This is a genomic window from Brenneria roseae subsp. americana (genome assembly GCF_003115815.1).
Lineage (GTDB): Bacteria > Pseudomonadota > Gammaproteobacteria > Enterobacterales > Enterobacteriaceae > Brenneria > Brenneria roseae.
This window is the reverse complement of record NZ_QDKJ01000004.1, coordinates 90,206-110,580: the sequence shown is the minus strand read 5'-3', so window position 1 is coordinate 110,580 and position 20,375 is coordinate 90,206. Positions and strand designations below refer to the sequence as shown.

Sequence of the window (20,375 nt, the reverse complement as noted above, 5' to 3'; positions counted from 1 at the left end):
TGATCATGGTCGTGATTTGATGAATAAAGCGATTTTTTGTGTATTCTCCTCTTTTTTAGCTGCGTTTTTCTTGCTAAACATTATTACATACGAACATGCAGTGAACTTTAGTTCGGTTTTGCGATCAGGAATCCCAGTTCGAGCCAATCACATGAGCAATTACTGAGCATAAGTTCAATGCGAACACTGTAATCCATGAGGTAAAAAATATGTTGAAAGTCGCAATCGGTGCAGATGACGCTGCTACCGGACTTAAAAACCTGGTGAAAGAACATCTGGAACAGAGAGACATTGAGGTCGTCGACTTTAGCCACGACGTGGCGGGCAATGACCAAATATATCCGGACATCGCCTTCAATCTGGCTTCTGCGATACGCGAGGGCACATTTGAGCGCGGGATTTTGTTTTGCGGTACCGGTATTGGTATGGCGATTGTGGCCAATAAAGTTCCCGGCGTTCGTGCGGCGCAATGTCATGATGTTTACTCGGCCGAGCGCGCCCGCAAAAGCAACAATGCGCAAATCATGACGCTGGGCGCTCGCGTGGTGGGGAGCGAGTTGGCGTTAATGCTGGTCGACGCCTGGCTTGCCGCCGAGTTTGAAGCCGGGCGTTCCGGACCGAAGGTGAAACGTATCGATTATTACGAAACGCTCATTCACCCGGACGGTGCGGCCCGGGTAGATAAATAAAGGAGCCATCGCGATGACTATTCTGGAAAAACTCAAAGAAGTGACAACTGTCGTCGCGGACAGCGGCGATATTACCGCTATTCGCGAATATCATCCGGAAGACGCGACAACCAATCCGTCACTCATTTTGAAAGCCACCGCGCAGCCGCTTTATCGCCCGCTCATCGAGCAGGCCATTGCGTGGGCCTGCGCGCAGGGCGGCACGGCGCAGACGCGTCTGATCAACGCCAGCGATAAACTGGCGGTTAACATTGGTCTGGAATTGCTGCGTCAGGTGCCGGGCAAAGTATCTACCGAAGTTGACGCCCGCCTCTCCTTTGATCGTGGTTTATGCGTGGCAAAAGCGCGCAAGCTGATTCGTCTGTATGAAGAAGAAGGTATCGATCGCTCTCGCGTGTTGATCAAACTGGCATCGACCTGGCAGGGGATTAAAGCGGCGGAAGAGCTGGAGCGTGAAGGTATCCACTGTAACCTGACGCTGTTATTTTCATTTGCGCAAGCGCGCGCCTGTGCCGAAGCGGGCGTATGGCTGATTTCACCGTTTGTCGGGCGAATATACGACTGGTATCGCGAGCATAATCTGCTGGGAGATGCAGACCCGCAAAACGATCCGGGCGTTATCTCCGTCCGCAATATCTATGATTATTACAAGAAACACCGTTACCCGACGGTTATTATGGGCGCGAGCTTCCGTAAAACGGAACAGATTATCGCTCTGGCCGGATGCGATCGCCTGACGATTGCCCCCGCGCTGTTGGAAAAGCTCAACCAGATGGACGGCGATCTCGTTGTTGCGCTGGCGCCTCCGCTGAAAGGCGAAGTACCGCCGTCGCCGCTGACCGAAGCCGAGTTTTACTGGCTGCACAATCAGGATCCTATGGCTGTCGATAAGCTGGCTGAAGGTATCCGTTTATTTGCTCAGGATCAGGAGAAACTGGAATCGATGCTGAGCGAACTGCTGGCAAAACAGGAGGCGGCGAATGTCATCGCGTAAGACGCTGGCTAATGCTATTCGTGCGCTGAGCATGGATGCGGTACAGAAAGCCAAATCCGGCCACCCGGGCGCGCCGATGGGGATGGCTGACATCGCCGAGGTTCTGTGGCGTGATTTCCTGAACCACAATCCGCAGAACCCGTCCTGGGCCGATCGCGACCGCTTCGTGTTGTCCAACGGTCACGGCTCCATGCTGATTTACAGCCTGCTGCACCTCACCGGCTATGACCTGCCGATGTCTGAGCTGAAAAACTTCCGCCAGTTGCACTCCAGAACGCCGGGGCATCCGGAAGTGGGTTACACCTCTGGGGTGGAAACCACCACCGGGCCGCTGGGGCAGGGGATTGCCAACGCGGTGGGGATGGCGATTGCCGAAAAAACGCTGGCGGTGCAGTTCAACCGTCCGGGCCACAATATCGTCGATCACTTTACTTACGCCTTTATGGGCGACGGCTGCATGATGGAAGGCATCTCGCACGAGGTGTGCTCGCTGGCCGGTACGCTGAAGCTGGGTAAACTGGTGGCGTTCTACGATGACAACGGTATCTCCATCGATGGTCACGTTGAGGACTGGTTCACCGACGACACGGCGAAGCGTTTCGAAGCCTACGGCTGGCACGTGGTGCGCGGTATTGACGGCCACGATGCTGAAGCGATTAAACGTGCGGTAGAAGCGGCCCGCGCCGTGACCGACAAACCGTCGCTGCTGATGTGTAAAACCATCATCGGTTTCGGTTCGCCGAACAAGGCCGGCACCCATGACGCCCACGGCGCGCCGCTGGGCGACGCGGAAATTGCCCTGACCCGTGAAGTGCTGGGCTGGAACCATGCGCCGTTCGAAATCCCGTCTGACATCTACGCGCAGTGGGATGCGAAAGAAGCCGGTCAGGCGAAAGAAGCGGCCTGGAATGAGAAATTCGCGGCCTATGCGCAAGCGTTCCCGCAGGAAGCGGCTGAATTTACCCGTCGTATGAAGGGTGACATGCCGGCCGACTTCGGCGCGAAAGCGAACGAATTCATCGCTAAGCTACAGGCTAACCCGGCGAAAATCGCCAGCCGTAAAGCATCGCAGAATGCGATTGAAACGTTCGGCCCCTGGCTTCCTGAGTTCCTCGGCGGTTCCGCTGATCTGGCGCCGTCTAACCTGACCCTGTGGTCCGGTTCTAAGCCGATTAACGAAGATACCGCCGGTAACTATATCCATTACGGTGTGCGCGAGTTCGGTATGACCGCTATCGCGAACGGTATCTCCCTGCATGGCGGTTTCCTGCCGTACACCTCCACTTTCCTGATGTTCGTGGAATATGCCCGCAACGCGGTGCGTATGGCGGCGCTGATGAAACAGCGTCAGGTGATGGTCTACACCCACGACTCCATCGGTCTGGGCGAAGATGGCCCGACCCACCAGCCGGTCGAGCAGGTGGCTTCCCTGCGCATGACCCCGAACTTGAGCATCTGGCGTCCGTGTGATCAGGTGGAATCCGCAGTAGCGTGGAAATACGGCGTGGAGCGTCAGGACGGCCCGACAGCGCTGATTCTATCGCGTCAGAACCTGGCGCAGCAGGAACGTACCGAAGCGCAGTTGGCGAACATCGCCCGCGGCGGGTACGTGCTGAAAGAGGGTGCCGGCCAGCCGGAGCTGATTTTCATCGCTACCGGCTCTGAAGTCGAGCTGGCGGTTGCCGCGTGGGACAAACTGTCTGCCGAAGGCGTGAAGGCGCGGGTGGTGTCCATGCCGTCCACCGACGTGTTCGACAGGCAGGATGCGGCGTACCGCGAATCCGTGCTGCCGAAAGCGGTCTCTGCGCGCGTGGCGGTTGAAGCGGGTATCGCCGACTACTGGTACAAATACGTGGGCCTGAACGGCGCCATCGTTGGGATAACCACTTTCGGTGAGTCGGCCCCGGCCGAGCAACTGTTCGCGCTGTATGGTTTTACGGTAGAAAACGTGGTGGAAAAAGCGAAAGCTTTGCTGACGTAAGTCAGTCTCCGATCGCTCTGGATGCAGATATCCTGATAAACACGGGCTGATTTATCAGGATCGCAAAGCAAGAAACATAACGCTGGCAGCCCTGTTACGACAAGTAAGGAAGGATCAGCATGAACAAGCTTGTGATTGGAGTGAATACCGCGATGTTCGACGGTCTGGAAACGGACGTCGCTTTTAGCACGATAAAAAAAGCCGGGTTTCGTTATGTAGAACTGGCCTACAACCAGGGCTACGTTGGCGATATGCCGCCGGCGCTTTTTGGTGAAGACAACGCCCGGCATATTCGTGAACTGCTGGAAAAACACCAGCTACGCACGCACTCGCTGGGGGCGACGATGAATATAGGGGCCGTGGATGCGGTTGCCCAATTCAGCCGCCGTATCCGCTTCGCCAATATGATTGGCGCAAAATGGATAAATATTTGTGTCGGCAGAAGCGCCGATCGGGCGCGGATTATCGCCAATCTGCGCGAACTCGCACCTATCGCCAGTGAAAATGGCTGCGTTATCTGCCTGGAAAACGGCGGCGATCCGAATTATGACGTTTTTCGTTTGGCCGACGATGGCTTTGCGCTGCTGGAAGCCGTCGGTAGTCCGGCGGTGGCTTTCAACGTTGATGCGGGTAATATCGTTTCGCTTTGCCCAGACGTGGACCCTATCGAGCAGGCTATTGCTATGTTGCCGGGGGCGCAGCACTGCCATCTGAAAGATTTGCAAGTTCGCAATGGCGAAGTGCATTTCACGCCGATGGGGTATGGGCAACTGAATTACGTTCCGATGCTGAAAGAGCTGGCCGCCCTTGCGATTCCCTGTAGCCTGGAAATTCCGTTACGAATGCATCGCCAGCGCGACAGCTATCCTGTGCGAGGTGATTCGCCCATTGATCCCGCGCGGAGCCTTGAGGTTCTGATTCAGTCTCGCGAGATGCTGGAAAAATGGCTTGGTTACGCTTTGCAGGATGAGTAAATAAAAATCGCGCCTGAGATTAAATTCTTCGCAAAAAAAGCGAGCTTATGGGCGCAATATTTTCTCTTTGAATATCGGAGATTATTTTTTTCATACTTAAGAATGGTATGAAAACCGGTCGGTTATTGTCCTGGAAAATTATGGAAAATGGAAAAATCCATATTGTGTGATTAACGTCGCACATGGTTTTTTATATATATGTTGTTATGTGTTTAACATAAGTTCAATGAATGTTCTTTTGTTCAAATAAATTAAAACCTGTAACTAATGTTCATAGAGTACTTAAGCTTCATTAATTAATTGCGTTTTATTTTTTTTAACGATTTTTAAAACTGAAGGTTAATTATGTCTGACTCTACATTTATTCCATCACCAAATACAAAGAAGCCAACGAATTACCGCTGGATTATCTTTGCAACAATGTTCTTCTTATTAGCCGTCAACCTGATGGATCGTATTACATTATCTATCGGGATGCCCTATATAAAAGAGGAATTTGATCTTTCACCTACCACTCAAGGTTTGATTCTCAGTAGCTTCTTTTGGTCTTACGCCCTGCTACAGGTTCCGGGAGGTTGGTTACTGGATCGCTACGGCCCACGTAAAGTGATCACCGGCGCGCTGTTTGGCTGGGGGTTCTTCCAGGCTATTATCGGTCTGGCGACCGGCGGGATTAGCCTGATTCTTTCCCGTATCGGTTTAGGCGCAATGGAAGCACCGGTTTCTCCCAGCGGCGCAAAACTGAGCTCCACCTGGCTGACGCAGTCAGAAAGGGGCCGCGGTGCGGTTATCATGGACTCCGGTAGCCCACTGGGCGTGGCGGTTGGCGGCATCATTGTTGCACACCTGATTGTGCTGCTGGACTCCTGGCGCATCACCTTCGTACTGGTCGGGATCTTTACCATGCTGCTGGGCTTTGTCGCATGGAAAGTCCTGCGCGACCGCCCCTCCGAGCATCCCAAAGTGGATCAAAAAGAGGTGGAGTACATTGCCGCAGGCAACGTCAACAGCGCCACGGGAGTGGATGATTCCACGCCGACGAAAGGGCTGGGGATTAGCTGGTTTACCATGGTTGCCATCATGATTGGCCGCGCATCGTGGGGCATGGTGTACTGGGGATTGCTGACCTGGGGGCCGAGCTATCTGGCGCAGGCGCAAGGTCTGCAACTGGCTTCTATCGGTAACTCCACGTTCCTGATCTTTATCATGGGTACGCTGGGCTGCTTGTTTAGCGGTTTCTTCGTTGACTTCCTGGTGAAAAAAGGCGTCAGCCATAACGTGTCGCTGAAAAGCCTGCTTTCCGTCTCAGGTATCGTCGGACTGGGCGTGCTGTATGCTTTGTCGACAGTCACTAACCCCGATCTTGCCGTTGGTCTGCTCTCTGTCGCGGCATTCTTTATGATGTTCGGCAGCCTGTACTGGAGCTTCCCGGCCATCCTGGCGCCGAAAGATCGCGTAGGTCTGGTTGGTGGGCTGATGAATATGGCTAACAGCTGCGCCGGGATTCTGGTGCCCATCCTGGTTGGCGTTATTCTACAGGCTACTGGCAGCTATGAAAGTGTATTGGTCTATTTCGCCATCTGTGCCGGGTGCTATACCCTTGGGACACTGTGCATTAACTTCAATAAATTGCCGATTAAAAACGGCCAATTATCGTTCCAGAAATAAGGCGTCAAGAAGCATTGGGTTTCTGATGCGGACGAATAACTATTAAATACAGGATACTGATATGTCAGTTATATTACGAGTGGAGAAAGTACCGCAGGTGTTGGCGGAAGCGTTAGCGCTCGACCACACGTTGTATGAATACAGTAAATTGTCAGCAGAAGAATTACATGCTATCGCCGGGGAAATTCAGGTGATATTAGCCAGTGGGGAGTCGAAAGTTGAAGCCACATTGATTAATCAATTGCCGCAATTAAAATTAATAGCCGTATTTGGTGTCGGTTACGACGGCGTGGATATCCACGCCGCATTTGAACGGAATATTCAGGTCACTAACACACCGGATATTTTGACCGATGATGTTGCTGATTTGGGTATGGTTTTGATGTTAAACGTATCAAGGAGAATTAACGGCGCGCAAAAATTTATTGAGCGCGGCGGCTGGCAATCTGGATCTTACCCACTGTCGACTAAAGTAAGCGGAGGGCGGTTAGGAATTGTTGGTTTTGGCCGCATTGGCCGTGCGGTCGCCAAAAGGGCACAAGGTTTTGCCATGCGCATTGCCTGTTTTGATCGGTATCCCGTTGAAAGCAGCGAGGTGACGTATTATCCCGATTTGGTTGAGCTGGCGAAAAATAGCGATGTGCTGATGGTGTGTGCGAGCGCGGGTAAAGATAGCATGAAGCTAATCAATCGCGACGTACTCGCGGCGCTTGGACCGAACGGCATTTTAATTAATATCGCCCGAGGCAGCGTGGTGGATGAAGACGCGCTGGTTGAGGCCATCACCCAGGGAACGATTGGCGGAGCGGGTCTGGATGTGTTCGCCAACGAACCCCACATTCCGCAAGCGTTGCTTAATCGTGATGATGTGGTGGTCACGCCGCATGTTGGTAGCGCAACTCACGCAACGCGTACGGCGATGGCGAAACTGGTGATGGATAATATTGCGGCGTTTTATTCCGGTCAGGCGTTGCTGACGCCGGTGCCGCAGCCACGGTAAGAGAAAATCGCCCGGTAGCGCAACGCTTACCGGGCTTTCGCGCGTAAGTGCATCAGGTTTTAATTGGCGCGACGTCAGCAATTAAAAGGGGCCCTTGCGGGGCCCCTTACTGTATGCACTGAGGTATCAACGCAGCGCTTCGCGCCAGGCGCCTTGCAGAAACTCACGACACTGCCGTTCGTTATCCCACAGGTCGTCCTGGTCAGTGGTGCGCATTTCGACGGCGAGAGAAATCGGGCCGAGTTCCTTCGGCAGTTCAAGGTTCATCGCGGTTCTAATGATATGCGCCGCCGTAGCGGTAGTGAGGAATCCTGGTTCGCCGAACTTCATATGATAATCGCCATAGCCTTGCGCCTGCGGGTCAAGGATCGCGTTGGCGAGATGCAGCTGTGAAATTAGCGGCGCCGCCAGCGCCAGTGATTCAGCGAGATCTTCCTGATTCAGCGCGACGTGGGCGCTGTCCCAGGCGAGATACAGTTTCGGGCAGTCCGGCCGTAGCGCCTTCATCCACTCCACGGTTTCATCGGTAGGGCCAATCAACTGGCATTTGTGCGCAAAGCGATCGAGCGGCTCCACCTGCAACAGCATATTGTCATACTGACCGACGACTTCGCCAATGCGTACCAGCGCCTCACCAAAGCCCTTTTTCGCCTCGTCGCGGCGCGCATCGCCAGGATCGCCGCCGCTTACCAGCGAAAGTTTGCTCGTGCCGCATTCTGCTGCCAGCTGTACCAGCTCACAGGCACGGCGAATGGATTTTTCGCGCAGCTCAGGGTCCAGACTGCTGAGGTTCAGATTGTCTTTGAGTAATTCGAACGTCAGCCACTGAGTCACGTTTAAGTGGTTCTGTTCCGCCACCGTGCGGATGTTTCTGGCGATTTCCGGCTGATGAATAATACCGGTTTCAAAACCCCGGTAATAACCGATGCCGGCGATTTCGCGGATGACATGCAAAATTGCTTTTTCATCATTGGCGAGTGGAAAGAAAATCTCTGCAATGTGCGCGGAAGGATACAATGTGCTGGTCATAATAATATCGCTGCCTCCTCATGAGATGGGAAAGAGTACGTCTGATGCGTGGCTGTGGTGCGTGTGAAAAAAACTTCAGGTTGATATGAACATTTTAATTTCTATTGAACATATGAACAAGCAATGAACACCAGAGAATCCAGAATTTTGACCTTGATCGCACTTTACTACATCGGAAAGTTTTGATTTCAACTCATTGAAAAAAAATTATTTTGGTGGTTTTGACGCTCAGCATGGATGATCGCGAGGAATAAAGAATTAATTTTGAAGGTTATTCAATAGTTATATCATTGTTCAAATGATTGGGTTTGCAGTTTTGTTATTTTGAATTAGGTGGTCAACATTGATTGATGAGGCAACACGCAGTCGGTGTTATTACAGCGGCACAAAGGCTTTCCGGCCACATATAGATACGCAGGAATGAGTATACAGGTTCAACTATAACCGTTTGTTGGAACCACTCAGTTACGTAGCTTTGATAAATCACAATATCTTGTTTTTTATGGCGTTTCCTTCGCGTAGCGACGCGATTTCCCGCGAAAAGCCCGGAGTCATGGGGCGACGGCGATCAAGCTGCCCTATGCCGGGCGCGTGCTGCAACGCTTGCAGAAATCTGCGTTAGCTACCGCGCACGAAACCCTAACTGCACTTACAGATATTCTTCCCCAAATTTGTGGGGATCCCTCAGGTTTAACGGCCCTTTTGTGTTTCAGCTTATTATAAAATATCTATTCAGATATTAACTCACTTCTGCTTTTTGATAGTTTCGACACAGAGTATCGAGCCTTTCCTACAAAACAAAAGACAGGATCTCTTTTGGCGTGACAGAAAAATAAAGAACAAGGAATTTGAGCGAGAGGGTAATGACAAGGAAATAATAATATATGAGTATAAGTAAAAATTTAAGGAAGAAGCTCTGTATATAACAAACATTGAGCTTTGGCATTGCGACAGGCGTAAAGACCACACAAAATGGGGTCAGCCGAAACGGATATATCTATAGTCAAAGGAGAATGACGATGCCGGGTGCCGCCCGTCTGAATGATATCGGAAGTGGTCATGACTGCTTCCCTGAAACGCCGATCGTTGAGGGCAGTCCTGACGTTATCATCAATGGTCAGCCTGCTGCCCGTCAGGGTGATACGGTTCTGCTTCATGGTTGTCCCTGCCCAATGCCCCGCATGGTGTGCATCCCCGAAAGATAGCCGAAGGCTCATCGACGGTTCTCATTAATGGTAAACCCGCTGCCCGTATTGGTGATGGTATCAGTTGCGGAGGTGTCATTATTTCCGGCAGTGGCAACGTCATTATTGGTGATACGCCCTATAAATCTCCGGTTCAGGAATGTGCTAAACAGGCGGCGTCGAACCGTTCTCCTTTGCTGGCGCTGACACCGATGCTGGCAATGGAGCCTGTGTTTGCAAAATCCTGTTTACGTCGCGCGGGCTGTACGGACGCGGGGACAGAAGAAGAGCCGCAGACCAATATTGGTGAAATGAGCGTGTATGTCGCTGAGCCTGTTGGTCATGCTGCTCCACCATCAGAAAAGCCGGGTGAAGTGAAGCAGTATGCGCAGTCGGCAAAACAGAAAAATACGTCTCCGGTGCAGACCAAAACCGATACCTCAGTTTCACCTCAATCGTTTACCGGAAAAAACGAGCCATCACCCAAGTCATCAGCCAATACGGTTAACAAACCGGCCCTGCCACCGCAGGAGCCGTGGTATCAGACGATATTCGGCCTGTTAGTGGGTAAAGCGGATGCGGCGATGTTGCCTCCACCCCCACAGGTCGTTATGGCAGGAACGGCAGCACAAGCAGGTGCGACCGCTGCTGCCGGTGGTGCGGTAGCGCAAGTCAATCAGGATGCGGCAAAGGTGCTGACACATCAGATGAAACGGTTATCTGGTCCGTCTATCTGGCAAGGCCAGTTGCAGATGGTGCAAAGTTTTGTGCTGATGGGAGCGTTGATTCAGCACCACCTGAAAGGTGAAAAAGAAGATTTATTGACACCGGAAAAATTGCTGAAGGTTGCACAACAACAGGGAACGGTACCGAGTCGTGTTCGTTATCAGTGGTTGGAGGATGAGGAAACCGGCAGGCTGAAGGCGGTGGGTTATCACACCAGCATGGAAAGCGGCCGTGATCGGGTGCGTGTCAGATTACTTAACTATGATTTTCCCAATAACCGCTACGAGTTCTGGGAAGAGGGCGCAACAGGGCCAACGCTTTTATGGACGCCGGATAATCCGGGCATGGAGTAGCCAACGGATACGGCACACGGTGAACAGCCTGTTATCTCTTCAGCGATACCGGGATTTGAAATTCCAGAGATCGAGGATGTCAGTATCCTCGCGACACCTATCCCGGAAGAAAAGGATTTCCGTGATTATATTCTGGTGTTCCCGGAGAATGCGTTTCCGCCGATTTATGTTTATTTGAGTAAACCGCCGGTTAACTTGCTTGATGTTGATTTATACAGTAATTTTAAGGGGCGTTCACGGCAGGGGAAATACCATGCAGACCATATGCCATCGGCTGCAGCGGTCAAAGCTTATCTGCGACGTTTGTACCCTAATACGCGAAAAGATAAATTAGAGCAAATGGCTAGAGATGTCGCGGCGATTATCATTCCTGCTGAAATACACCAGAAAATCAGTGAAACCTATGGTAAGCGCAATAGATCGCAAAATATTGAACAAGACTCTTATGATTTACGCGGTGCTGTAGATCGCAACTTTGATGCTATAAAACCTACTCTGAAAGAGTATGGTGTGACAGAAGATCAGTTGGAGTTGGCAAGAGAAAAAATGCATAAACTCAATGAAGAACAGGGGTTATACTAATGTCTGTAAATGTAGACGCATTAATCGATAGTTTGGGGAAAACCTATCAGGAAATATTTGATGCAGGTCTGATCCCCTATAAAACAAAACCGACAGGCTTTTCTGGTGATCCTGATATCAGTTTGGATATGGTAAAGGAGGGGGTTTATCTCTCTTTTAATCGAATTGACAAAGTCCTGAATGAAATAACATTGAGAATTCAGTATGAAAAAAGAAAGAGTTGGTTTTTCCCAAATGAGCTTCCAGTTCCCTTGCGTAAAAATATGATACGTAGTTGGATACACCAGAATATCAGATCTCCTGATAAGTATCTTTCTCCAAGAAAAATGTTAAAAGAAGATATTGGTTATACAGATCTTTATCATTTAAAAAACTATAGCATTCCGGTGAGCATGCAGATAGATTATGATCTTAATGAAAAAGTTGAGGCAATCACATATTTTCCTACTTCAATGGTCAGATGGTGATCATTTAATGAAGGTCATGACTGGCCTTCATGATTTACCCTACCACCTTTTATCCCTGAACATGAAAAGAACGAAATAACAGATCAAGTCTTTCCCATAGCACGAAGCTCAGAATCTCTTTTGCCTTGGGCTTATCCAGTTCAACAACCGCGTAAATTAATGCCCGGCATTGATCGATGATCTCCTCCAGTTCCAGCGGCGTGTTATCGAACATGATAACGGTAGGCTATTTGCCAGTATTTCGAACCTTTAGGGGTAACACGAAGGAACATACCAAAGCCATCAGTTAGCTTGTATTCCTTCTCAAGGGGGGTTGTATTTTTTACTTTAATATCAGTAAGTGACATGACGGCTCCCTCCGATTGCTGGTAAAAACAAAATCGAACCAGCTTTACCAGTATTTTTACCAGCAAACGGGTATGGCTTCGAGTGTTTTTGAGTGAACGAGGGCGAACCTGAAGAAGGGGGTAACCAATTGATCAAAAGCAAAAAAGCAGACGTCAGTGAACGTCTGCTTTCTCTAAAATGGCTCCTCTGACTGGGATCGCCTTCACCAATAACTGGCTAATATTTAAGCTAAACCTGAATTTCCCTCTTGTCAAGACCACCAGAATGACCACCTTTTATTACTGACTTTCCCTTCCGGCGTACAAGTCAAGTACAATTAACCCGCATGTCATCTATGCTGCATCTGCCCACATACCAAGGTGTAGCTGTGAGAGAGGCCGCTCTGTTACATGGTCAATTCACTCCTAGGGGCAAAGCGTTACTGATGCTTCAGTCAACCTTACTGACTCAGGATTTAGTGACTGCCTTGTTGCAGGCATAGATTTTGGCATTTCCCCTTTCTGACATTACAGCGGAAGCCAGAGAATACATTCAGGCTTCCGTTGCCATGTTACACGATTACAGCTTTTTCGAACTCATCGGTTACAACAAAAACGTATCCCAAATGGCGGCTGCAGACATGGATTTTTATCCATATAAAATTATGGGATTAAGTTTCTGATGTTTGCATAATGTCAGGTAAAATACACACTTAGTCGCCATCACAGTAGCGATTGAGCGTAGTATGTTGAGTGTATTTTACACAGCCTGCTAACGCTGTGTCTGTTGCGTTAAAACGCCCATACCCGATTTTCAAAATGCAGTTGTGCCAGAAGGAATTGAAGATATGCAATCCGAACAAAATCACAACATCCGACATCTTCCATTGCCACGAAGTGTCAGAGAAGCTATTACCGCAGCAAGAAAACAGGCTGGTACGTTTTACGCCTTTACTGAAGCATATGCACCACTACTGATTCAATCCCAGGATGGTACGGCGAGCGGTAAAAGCTATAATGTTTTCGCTCAATACATCGAAAGCGTAAATCCAGCAATCAACCCTGGCAATAGTCATCGCAATCTGGTGTTTATCACACCGTTGAAATCACAAATTGACATCCCGGAACAACTTATCGCTCGCGCCCGAGATAAGAAGATTGAATTGTTACCTTATCTTTCGCAAGGGGATATCGCAGATCTTGGTTTTACGTCATGGGTCAAATCTCCTGAAGGGAAAACACCTACAAACCGGGAACGTTATCGTCGCTGGATCAAACAAGCCAACGAATTGATGTCGGGTGAAATTCAGCTTATTTTTCAACGTCTGAAAGCTGAAGTTGATGCGCGTAATAGTTTGGAAGTACGTCTGGAAACAGAGATTAAAGTGGGGGCAACGTTTGAACAAAAACGTCTGGAGGATGAGTTACGTCTCAATAGTTTTCATTTAGCCGGTCGTTTACAGGAAGCGACTGTGGCGATGCTTAATGCCCTGAATCAGGATCTGGCGGCTTTACTCGATGGGGAAGCGACTAACCCTCGATATGTACTGGCGACGGAAATGGTTAAACATCTTTTCCCGTTTCAGATTGCACTGCATCGCCGATGTATCCTGCTGGCCACGACGAAAAAGTTCGATGGCAGTGTGCTGTTACTGAAACGCGATAAAGAAGGCGGCTATCACCGGAGTTCACAACAACTGGACCACGTTCTGGGCCAGAAAAAAAGCCTCAAAGTAAATCCATTAGGCGAGATTGCTAACCAGACTAATCCACAGCGAATTGAGAGCTTAAAAGAGCAATATTGGATAACCGACGAAGACTCGCCTTTTGCACAACGTGATATTCGTTTTACATTAGTTTTGGACGAAGAGCACGAAGCCTACCGTATCTTCCAGCAGAATGTTTGCCAGACATTAATGAACGACGATCAGCAGCTTCCTTCGTTACTGGCAATTTTACATCGTGTACTGGAATATGTGGATGAATGTTCTTCAGATGAAAGAGCGCCAGGATATACCCCTCTGAAAAATTATGTCGATGAGATCAACAAAGCCTTATTACAATGTGATTTACGACCAGATTTCGATCTTAAGAAGCTGACCAGACTCTTTAGAAATAGTTTGCTTGATATCGTCGTCGATAGCCGTAATGCTGAGCAGGTTATCGCGTTAATTGGTAATATTTTCAGTTATCAGATTCAGCGATTTTACCGTGAGTCAGATCTTCGTCGTATTCATTTACGTAGTCACGGGCGTCATTCATACACTGAAGTCTATGTTTCTGAGGATGACAAAAAAGTTCCAGATGAATTTACCTTATATGAACTGTATCAGACACTGACTGCTCTATTATTAGCCTCTGCCCGGTTGGAAACACCCAAACATGTCTGCGATTTGCTGGCACAGCAGGAGATGGCAAATCAGAATAACCCATTATCTGTTTTCATTCGTAAAGCCCAAAGTATTAAAGGAGATATAGATCATTTATCTTCCAGTGAGCCTCAGAAAGAACAGTTGATAGATGACTTTTTTACCTATTTTCAACCCAAGACATTGTTTTCCCTTTCGCCACGTGAACAGGTAAGAATTGAGGCTGAACAACTGAGGGGATGGGTATTACTCAAATTTCGGATGGAGTTAATTAAGGAGTTACCCGAAATAGCATTATTACGTGTGCTTTATAATACACGTAATACTATTATTTTACTGTCTGCTACAGCGGGATTTCCTGCAACGTATAATGGGCAGTATAGCCGCCCGTTTCTGGATAAATACGCCCGCGACTTGAACTTTCGCATCAGGCAGCGGGATGTTGATTCTGCTTGGCCCCTGTCGACGATCCGCGACAACAGAAACCTTCATCGTCCTGTAGCGCTGGAGGTATTTGATGATCAGGTACTGGAGTTTTTACCACAAAACGAGGAGTCTGAGTTCAGGAATGAATATCGTTTCTGGCTCAAAATGCTCGAACCATATTCTACAGCAGTTCAGTTTAATCGTTATCATAAACGAGAGTTTCATCGCCAGTTACAGTGTATGTTACTTGCGGCTTATACTGGTCGGCACATTTTATGTATCGGGATCAGTAGTCGTTTTTTTGCGATTATCGGGAATTTTCTTCGTGCCAATAAGTTAAGTGCGAATCCCTATCGTGGGGTTGCCATTCTTGACAATGAAACACGTCGGGGGAATGATTTACCTCGTGTATTTGAAATCACACCTTTTGCTGAGCGGCATAGATTGCGTGTCGTCATGTTTGATTCAAAACTCAACCGGGAAGATCCGGTAAGAGACTATCTGCAAATTGATCACCAAAATTTAGCAATATGCATGGTTTCCCATTTCCAGGGGGCCGGGACAGGGCTTAATTATTATGTCACTTATCCGGCACCGTCAGAACCTGCAGGAGCAGATTCAGAGCAAATCGACTTTGATGAATTAGCAATGGTCTGCGGTAGCTACTGGAGTCAGATTAATGCAACTCCATCGCGAAATACGCTGGAAAATTATATTACCTTACTTAAGCATTATGCTCATGGAAGTGTGCCTCGTCAGGTTGGTAATTTCGATACGGATCTAGTTGATTCTGATGCTGCCCAATTGCTGGATACTGAACATACCGTCGAGCTTCATAAAATTGCAATGCAAACTATTGGCCGTACAGAACGGCGTGATGCCCAAATGAATGGGATTATTCGTTTACCTTCTGGTGTTCATCATAATGCATTGTGTGTTTTTCGGGATTTGGATCGTCACCCAAATGCACAATCGTTACTTGCTTCCCTGAGTCTGCATAACCACCTGTGGTTCAAACGCTCAAAAGAGGATTTATTAAAAGCCAGCTTTTCTTCCGATAGTCAGCGTAGCGAATTTGAAAATAAAGTCGCTAAAGCAATAGATAAGTATAGCGACTTTGAAACTGAACTGAAAAATAAAATTCTGCCACTGGCAAGACAAGGTGATCGAGATGCAATAGAGTTAAATGAAGCATTACGTCACCGGGATAGTTTTACCGAACCTCAGTCATATATAAAGCGTCTTAAACGCAACTCGATTATTAAGAAAAATGCTTACCTTAGCGACTGTGTAAGCCATTTTTATCTGGAGCGTACTGCCGATTGGGGAAATGTGATACTGGCTAAAACCTTAGATGGTTATGGATTAACAGATATTTCAGCTGGAGCAAATCCATACAAACCGGAATATTGTTTACCCCAATATCATGAAGCCATGGCTGAAGAGTCATCCGGAACTGAACAGCGTATTTTTGCGAAGATTCTGGGATTAGATGCCACGCCTTTACAACAATACGTCCCCATTCCTTCATTGATGCCACTTTTGATTGGCAATATTGGTGAATGGCAATTACACCTTGTGCTCCAGGAAATGAATATTACTCCGATCCGACCACAAGAACTATCACACTATCTGGATAGCTCTTGTTATGAGCTGTTTGATGTGTATTGCATTAACAAGAACCGGATTGTTGCAATCGATGTAAAAAATTGGCGAATGCAAGGAAATAACCGACAATTAGCGAAAAAAATGCATAATAACTCATTGGGGAAAGTCAGTGAGTTGCAGAAAATCGTTACAGCAAAAACACAGTTTGATGGTGTTGACGTTGTTTATCTTAATACCCGATATGCTTTAAACAGCCTCAACATTCGTGCCGAACATTCTAATCATAAGGGGATCTGTTATTATAATCTTTTTAAAAATATTTCTTCTTATGAAAAAGATAATGGCAAAAATCCTTATGATGCAAAAATAAAATCAGAATTAAGAATAAATCAATACTTACTTAATCTTTTAGGAGTGAATTATGACTGATGTAACTGATAATCAACAGCATAATGAAACGGATGTTGTGATGGCTGCCGAATGGGAGCTTCAGCCTCCAGATTATGCACCTAATGCACGAACACAGCTCTTTGATATCCATGATACTGCAGATGTAATGTTGGAAAAACTTCTGCAATTACCTTCGATAAATGGTTGGGGAATTGATACAATCTGTATCAACAAGGTAAAAGAATACTCCATGAAATGGGATGATTTTTTTATTGAATTGCACAGAGAAATTCAAAATTTATTATCCTTAAAACTAGGCGTGAAGAATAACAGGGAGTTTCAGTATCAAACTTTAAAAAAAGCAAACAACTATCTAGTGATATTTCTTTCACCAGATGCCCGTCCGTATCATCAATGGGTTAATGAACTAAAAATAAAGGGCTTTGATCAATATAAAATTGCTCAAACTGTGCTCGGGCTGCGTCTGAAACTACATTTTTTAGATAATGCCGGAAAGTATTTTGATGTGAGTCATGGGGCTTATAATAGCGAAATTTTTCTGGGTGCCGTCGTACAAAAAGAAGAACCAGACAAGAGAGGAAACTATTACGTCGATGCATTGCAAAGTGACCTCTTTTACAGCCCGGATTATGGTGACCTCACTTTTACCCTGAAAGGGATCTGCTTCAGAGCTAAAGCGGAAGAGCTTGGTGTACTCAGCGATTATGGTCGGATTCTGATTAAGGGTAAAAAATCATTGCAGTTACTTGAGAAAGTAGATGGTAGAAAATACCGGAAAATGCCCTATATGCGTTTTGCCAGTAAAGCTTATTCTGGCTGCAAAAATCATGCAGAAAATCTGGTTCAGAGCGTGCTCGGTGATATCCTGTCTCAGGCTGACATCACTTTTTCACCACGTGTTTTTTGTGCAACCCACAGTCAGTTAGACTTTTTAACGACCAATGTCAAAGTACTTCAGCGCCCGTTAGTTATTATAGACAATCTTGATAATGGCGAAGAACTAGAAGCGCACCAACGATTTATTCACTATCTGAAAAAAGAATTAGGTGCAGTAGATATAATTTCACCTCAGGAACTTATTGATCTTGATAAAAATGTTAACTATCTGGTGCTGAATCAGTCTAAAAAAATAAATGGGTCCAGCATTTCCCTTGGTGAATATACCTTTTTAAACTCTACCTGGCAGGCACTGAATGAGGCAAAAGCGGGTAAAAAAGATCTGTTAGATTATTATTCAAGGCTAAAAGTGGATTTTATCCTTGATTTTGAGAAAAATCATCAGCGAGTCTTTCAGGGATGTAATATTGAAGCCATAGAGCAGAATAAAAAAGATCCTGTTACCCAAGTGGTTAAAAAAGTTCTTAATCCTGTATCTGTCGCTAAGTTGGAAATGATCCGCAGCGAACTCTGGCTAAAAGAAGCTGTGCTGGTGAGAAAGAAACTTACCGGTTTTAGCATTAACGATGGTGAGTATATTCTTGTCTCAATTCGGTGTTCCTCTTCCGGAAACAGAAGAGGGAATGATTTTTATGGTGTTGCTACGCCCGTCGTATTCAGTCATGGCGTAATGAACATCGCAGAGCCGAAAATGTATACCGATGAGATCGATTTCCGTAATAATGTTCCAGGGATGAATATCAACTGTATTGATAAATTGCGTGATGATAATTTCTATCTTGTTGATACAATAAATCAGGTTGTGATTAAGCGATACAATACTGTTCGTATTCCGAGATTATTAGGTTCTGCGGAGCTTTGTTCTCTTCAGGTAGCAGAAGAGAATCATGATAAAATTAATAAATTTGGTGCAGCGGATAAAACATGTTTGCCTTACTACTTAACGCCAAAACCTAAAAGTCATGCTGTCAGCCAGTATCAACAACTCTTTATTGAAAAACGAGGTAATGAAGCATTACTTTTTTGTACTAAAAGCAACCAGCCCAACCAGATTATGGACAGGGCAACCCTAGTTTATAATTTGGTGGCGACAACATTTGACGGTAAAGAGGCCGATGTGATGACGCAACAGGCAACCGAATTACTGTTGCGAACTTTAACTTATGATACCACCCGTTATAACGAAGTCAGTCAGACATCTCTTCTGGAAAAAATATCGCGTTTGATGCTGCACAACTAATTTTATCAGCGTCTAACGTGCCCCTATTAAGTTGTCAAGCATATTTATGACGCCGTAGGGGTGTAAAAAGTCCCGTCGCGCATCATGGCGAACAGGACATCACAGCGCCGTCTTGCCAGGGCGATAAGCGCTTGGTTGTGCCGTTTTCCTTGGCTCATTTTACGTGTGTAGTAGGCCCTGGATATCGGATCTCTGAGCGCAGCGAAGGCCGACAAGAACAGAGCCCGTTTGAGTGTCTTATTACCCCGTCGCGAGGGATGCTCCCCTCGTATGGATGAGCCGGAGCGCCGGGTTACGGGCGCAAGACCGGCATAGGCTGCGAGATGTGCAGCAGAGGCGAAGGCGCGGCAAGCGACTTCTGTAAGGAGTCTGGCTGCGGTCCTGACACCGACTCCGGGCATGCTGGTCAGGACCGGGTAAAGAGGGTGGGCAAGAACCCGCTGTTCTACCTCAAGGGCCACTTCATCTCTTTGCTTACGCAGCGTGATGAGCTGGAGTGCCAGGCGTGGCAGAACAACGACAGCAGCATTCGTACCGGGAACGACGACGGTTTGCTCGGTCAGTGCCTGGGTGATATCTGCAGCAAGGCGTTTTCCCAGACGAGGCGCAAGTTTGCTGAGCTGGGTTGCCAGCTTCTTTTCCTCCAGGGAAGCGAGTTTTTCGGGTGAGGGATATCGCTGGAGCAGATCGAGCACTGCCGGGTGATCCAGTCGCGGACCGAGGATGCGCTCCAGAGCCGGATGTATCTGGGTCAACAGGCCGCGGATACGGTTACTGGCCTGCGTTGTCTGTGCAGCAAGAGCATCATCAAAGCCGCAGAGCATGGAGAGTTCGGCTATTTGCTCGTCCGCCAGCTTTAGCGTGCGTAGTGCGTGAGGCAGGGTACGGGCAGCTTCGGCGATGATGGCTGCATCGCGGGCATCGGTTTTGGCTTCACCGGCGTGTAAGTCGGCGATGCGGCGCATTGCCAGCCCGGGAAGGTGTCCGACAAGAACGCCTTCAGTGCGGGCAACCGCGACGGGTAATGCACCGATGGTGGCTGGCTGGTCAACGACCAGCAGTATCTGACCATGCTGTTTCAGGTCAGATATTAGCGACCTGAGTTTGGCTTCGTTGTTAGGTAATGCTTTATCGAACAGGCGCTTACCTGAACGATTAACGGCAACGGCGTGATGGGTATCTTTACCGACATCAACGCCAATAAAGACCTGGACTGATTCGTAATCGCTGGATTCGGTCATTCTGTCTCCCTTGTATACGTGTTAACCAGATAACCACGGGGAGCAGGTACCGGCATCCACGTTACAGACGGTCCCGGCAAATGTGCCTGACCTGGCCCCTATTAGCGGTTACCCGCGCCCCACCAGACCCGGTGACATCACCCCCCGGATCATGGACGACTGGGGGCTGCAATCATGCCGGGTCTGGCTGGCTAACACCCCATTATAAGG

The 20,375-nt window shown here is 48.0% G+C and carries 15 protein-coding genes and 3 pseudogenes; 13 read left to right on the top strand and 5 right to left on the bottom strand.

The features are described from left to right. The first annotated feature begins 209 nt into the window (after positions 1 to 209). From rpiB to B4923_RS06370, 6 genes are all read left to right on the top strand, one after another. Positions 210 to 689 (top strand): ribose 5-phosphate isomerase B, encoded by a 480-nt coding sequence (gene rpiB / locus B4923_RS06395; RefSeq protein ID WP_109053526.1) that lies wholly within the window; start codon positions 210 to 212, stop codon positions 687 to 689. Positions 690 to 702: 13 nt separating this feature from the next. Then, complete coding sequence (tal, locus tag B4923_RS06390) at positions 703 to 1,683, top strand: transaldolase (protein WP_109053525.1); 981 nt, start codon at positions 703 to 705, stop codon at positions 1,681 to 1,683. Next, a complete protein-coding gene (tkt, locus tag B4923_RS06385; RefSeq protein ID WP_109053524.1) occupies positions 1,670 to 3,664 on the top strand; it encodes a transketolase in 1,995 nt (664 codons plus the stop codon). The genes tal and tkt overlap by 14 nt, the downstream gene beginning before the upstream one ends. A gap of 119 nt (positions 3,665 to 3,783) precedes the next feature. After that, on the top strand, positions 3,784 to 4,638 hold the full coding sequence (locus B4923_RS06380) for a sugar phosphate isomerase/epimerase family protein (protein ID WP_109053523.1): 855 nt from the start codon (positions 3,784 to 3,786) through the stop codon (positions 4,636 to 4,638). 345 nt (positions 4,639 to 4,983) lie between these two features. Further along, entirely contained in the window at positions 4,984 to 6,306 is a 1,323-nt protein-coding gene (locus tag B4923_RS06375; protein WP_109053522.1) for an MFS transporter, read from the top strand. A 61-nt stretch (positions 6,307 to 6,367) separates the two neighbouring features. Then, on the top strand, positions 6,368 to 7,306 hold the full coding sequence (locus B4923_RS06370; RefSeq protein WP_109053521.1) for a 2-hydroxyacid dehydrogenase: 939 nt from the start codon (positions 6,368 to 6,370) through the stop codon (positions 7,304 to 7,306). 126 nt (positions 7,307 to 7,432) lie between these two features. Here B4923_RS06370 and B4923_RS06365 read toward each other — a convergent pair whose 3' ends face one another. Then, a complete protein-coding gene (locus B4923_RS06365; protein ID WP_109053520.1) occupies positions 7,433 to 8,335 on the bottom strand; it encodes a sugar phosphate isomerase/epimerase family protein in 903 nt (300 codons plus the stop codon). Between the two features lie 902 nt (positions 8,336 to 9,237). Then, positions 9,238 to 9,492: a hypothetical protein gene (locus B4923_RS21070; protein ID WP_245929507.1), complete on the bottom strand. Its 255-nt coding sequence runs from the start codon at positions 9,490 to 9,492 to the stop codon at positions 9,238 to 9,240. Between B4923_RS21070 and B4923_RS21300 the strand changes: the two are divergent. From B4923_RS21300 to B4923_RS06355, 4 genes and pseudogenes are all read left to right on the top strand, one after another. Then, positions 9,373 to 9,737, top strand: a pseudogene (locus B4923_RS21300) (type VI secretion system PAAR protein); the annotation flags it as partial. The gene B4923_RS21070 and the pseudogene B4923_RS21300 sit on opposite strands and share 120 nt — an antisense overlap. Continuing rightward, positions 9,732 to 10,712 (top strand): annotated as a pseudogene (locus B4923_RS06360) (S-type pyocin domain-containing protein); the annotation flags it as partial. The pseudogenes B4923_RS21300 and B4923_RS06360, both read left to right, overlap by 6 nt. 21 nt (positions 10,713 to 10,733) lie before the next feature. Next, positions 10,734 to 11,180, top strand: coding sequence for a hypothetical protein (locus tag B4923_RS21295; protein ID WP_425428596.1), 447 nt, complete (start codon positions 10,734 to 10,736; stop codon positions 11,178 to 11,180). Continuing rightward, positions 11,180 to 11,647 carry a DUF6392 family protein gene (locus tag B4923_RS06355; RefSeq protein ID WP_109053519.1) on the top strand — a complete coding sequence of 156 codons (468 nt, stop codon included), beginning with the start codon at positions 11,180 to 11,182 and terminating at the stop codon, positions 11,645 to 11,647. The genes B4923_RS21295 and B4923_RS06355 overlap by 1 nt, the downstream gene beginning before the upstream one ends. A gap of 49 nt (positions 11,648 to 11,696) precedes the next feature. Here the strand turns inward: B4923_RS06355 and B4923_RS20860 are convergent, their stop codons facing one another. Together B4923_RS20860 and B4923_RS06350 are read right to left on the bottom strand one after the other, a co-directional pair. After that, the gene (locus B4923_RS20860) at positions 11,697 to 11,861 is read right to left on the bottom strand and encodes a hypothetical protein (RefSeq protein WP_170116022.1); all 165 of its coding nucleotides are present in this window, start codon (positions 11,859 to 11,861) and stop codon (positions 11,697 to 11,699) included. A gap of 1 nt (position 11,862) precedes the next feature. Next, positions 11,863 to 11,994 (bottom strand): annotated as a pseudogene (locus tag B4923_RS06350) (Arm DNA-binding domain-containing protein); the annotation flags it as partial. 485 nt (positions 11,995 to 12,479) lie between these two features. On the opposite strand from B4923_RS06350, the gene B4923_RS20855 reads away from it, so the two are divergent. The 3 genes from B4923_RS20855 (at position 12,480) to B4923_RS06340 (ending at position 18,924) form a co-directional block, all read left to right on the top strand. Beyond that, on the top strand, positions 12,480 to 12,656 hold the full coding sequence (locus B4923_RS20855) for a hypothetical protein (RefSeq protein WP_170116021.1): 177 nt from the start codon (positions 12,480 to 12,482) through the stop codon (positions 12,654 to 12,656). 165 nt (positions 12,657 to 12,821) lie between these two features. Then, on the top strand, positions 12,822 to 16,805 hold the full coding sequence (locus B4923_RS06345) for a hypothetical protein (RefSeq protein WP_109053518.1): 3,984 nt from the start codon (positions 12,822 to 12,824) through the stop codon (positions 16,803 to 16,805). Further along, positions 16,798 to 18,924: a hypothetical protein gene (locus tag B4923_RS06340; RefSeq protein WP_109053517.1), complete on the top strand. Its 2,127-nt coding sequence runs from the start codon at positions 16,798 to 16,800 to the stop codon at positions 18,922 to 18,924. The genes B4923_RS06345 and B4923_RS06340 overlap by 8 nt, the downstream gene beginning before the upstream one ends. A gap of 44 nt (positions 18,925 to 18,968) precedes the next feature. Here B4923_RS06340 and B4923_RS06335 read toward each other — a convergent pair whose 3' ends face one another. After that, positions 18,969 to 20,165 carry an IS110 family RNA-guided transposase gene (locus B4923_RS06335; protein WP_109053516.1) on the bottom strand — a complete coding sequence of 399 codons (1,197 nt, stop codon included), beginning with the start codon at positions 20,163 to 20,165 and terminating at the stop codon, positions 18,969 to 18,971. Positions 20,166 to 20,375: the final 210 nt, after the last annotated feature.

Bases quoted from the DNA above. Each gene is read 5' to 3' on its own strand.
- B4923_RS20860 (WP_170116022.1), bottom strand. From the start codon at position 11,861: ATGTTCGATAACACGCCGCTGGAACTGGAGGAGATCATCGATCAATGC.
- tal (WP_109053525.1), top strand. From the start codon at position 703: ATGACTATTCTGGAAAAACTCAAAGAAGTGACAACTGTCGTCGCGGAC.
- tkt (WP_109053524.1), top strand. From the start codon at position 1,670: ATGTCATCGCGTAAGACGCTGGCTAATGCTATTCGTGCGCTGAGCATG.
- B4923_RS06365 (WP_109053520.1), bottom strand. From the start codon at position 8,335: ATGACCAGCACATTGTATCCTTCCGCGCACATTGCAGAGATTTTCTTT.
- B4923_RS06345 (WP_109053518.1), top strand. From the start codon at position 12,822: ATGCAATCCGAACAAAATCACAACATCCGACATCTTCCATTGCCACGA.
- B4923_RS06355 (WP_109053519.1), top strand. From the start codon at position 11,180: ATGTCTGTAAATGTAGACGCATTAATCGATAGTTTGGGGAAAACCTAT.
- B4923_RS21070 (WP_245929507.1), bottom strand. From the start codon at position 9,492: ATGAAGCAGAACCGTATCACCCTGACGGGCAGCAGGCTGACCATTGAT.
- rpiB (WP_109053526.1), top strand. From the start codon at position 210: ATGTTGAAAGTCGCAATCGGTGCAGATGACGCTGCTACCGGACTTAAA.
- B4923_RS06340 (WP_109053517.1), top strand. From the start codon at position 16,798: ATGACTGATGTAACTGATAATCAACAGCATAATGAAACGGATGTTGTG.
- B4923_RS06335 (WP_109053516.1), bottom strand. From the start codon at position 20,165: ATGACCGAATCCAGCGATTACGAATCAGTCCAGGTCTTTATTGGCGTT.
- B4923_RS06375 (WP_109053522.1), top strand. From the start codon at position 4,984: ATGTCTGACTCTACATTTATTCCATCACCAAATACAAAGAAGCCAACG.
- B4923_RS06370 (WP_109053521.1), top strand. From the start codon at position 6,368: ATGTCAGTTATATTACGAGTGGAGAAAGTACCGCAGGTGTTGGCGGAA.
- B4923_RS06380 (WP_109053523.1), top strand. From the start codon at position 3,784: ATGAACAAGCTTGTGATTGGAGTGAATACCGCGATGTTCGACGGTCTG.